This is a genomic window from Janthinobacterium sp. PC23-8, assembly GCF_002250505.1.
Lineage (GTDB): Bacteria > Pseudomonadota > Gammaproteobacteria > Burkholderiales > Burkholderiaceae_D > Janthinobacterium.
The window spans coordinates 3,221,840-3,223,103 of sequence record NZ_NJGY01000001.1; the positions used below are offsets into that span (position 1 = coordinate 3,221,840).

A 1,264-nucleotide genomic window follows, 5' to 3' on the forward strand; every position below is an offset into this window, starting at 1 on the left:
GATGGGTAATGATTGTATGTATCAACAAACAAGCAACAACGTTGTACTTTCTTATCCCTGTAGCGCTCTTTGTTCACTTAGGTAGACAGAGGCTAACGTTATAGGGACAAGCGAATAAGTGCACATGGTGGATGCCTTGGCGATTACAGGCGATGAAGGACGTAGTAGCTTGCGATAAGCTGCGGGGAGTGAGCAAACACACTTTGATCCGCAGATTTCCGAATGGGGCAACCCACCCTTTTAGGGTATTGCAACCTGAATACATAGGGTTGCAAGGCGAACGCGGCGAACTGAAACATCTAAGTAGCTGCAGGAAAAGAAATCAACCGAGATTCCCAAAGTAGCGGCGAGCGAAATGGGAAGAGCCTGTACGTGATAGTCGGACCGATAACAGAATCCTCTGGAAATAGGAGCCATAGCGGGTGATAGCCCCGTATGTGAAATTGGACCGGTGATACTAAGCGTACGACAAGTAGGGCGGGACACGTGACATCCTGTCTGAATATGGGGGGACCATCCTCCAAGGCTAAATACTCGTAATCGACCGATAGTGAACCAGTACCGTGAGGGAAAGGCGAAAAGAACCCCGGAAGGGGAGTGAAATAGATCCTGAAACCGTGTGCATACAAACAGTAGGAGCGGACTTGTTCCGTGACTGCGTACCTTTTGTATAATGGGTCAGCGACTTACATTCAGTGGCAAGGTTAACCGTATAGGGAAGCCGTAGAGAAATCGAGTCCGAATAGGGCGATCAGTCGCTGGGTGTAGACCCGAAACCAAGTGATCTACTCATGGCCAGGATGAAGGTGCGGTAACACGCCCTGGAGGTCCGAACCCACTAATGTTGAAAAATTAGGGGATGAGCTGTGGGTAGGGGTGAAAGGCTAAACAAACTTGGAAATAGCTGGTTCTCTCCGAAAACTATTTAGGTAGTGCCTCAAGTATCACCATCGGGGGTAGAGCACTGTTATGGCTAGGGGGTCATTGCGACTTACCAAACCATTGCAAACTCCGAATACCGATGAGTGCGAGCTTGGGAGACAGACGTCGGGTGCTAACGTCCGGCGTCAAGAGGGAAACAACCCAGACCGCCAGCTAAGGTCCCAAAGATTGGCTAAGTGGAAAACGAAGTGGGAAGGCTAAAACAGTCAGGATGTTGGCTTAGAAGCAGCCATCATTTAAAGAAAGCGTAATAGCTCACTGATCGAGTCGTCCTGCGCGGAAGATGTAACGGGGCTAAGCCAGTCACCGAAGCTGCGGATAT

The 1,264-nt window shown here is 49.7% G+C and carries 1 other annotated feature (only partly in view).

Annotated elements, in window-relative coordinates:
• Positions 1–104 precede the first annotated feature (104 nt).
• Positions 105–1,264, top strand: a sequence feature (mutual gap in cmsearch alignment for this rRNA model is longer than 100); it runs 1,915 nt beyond the window's last position.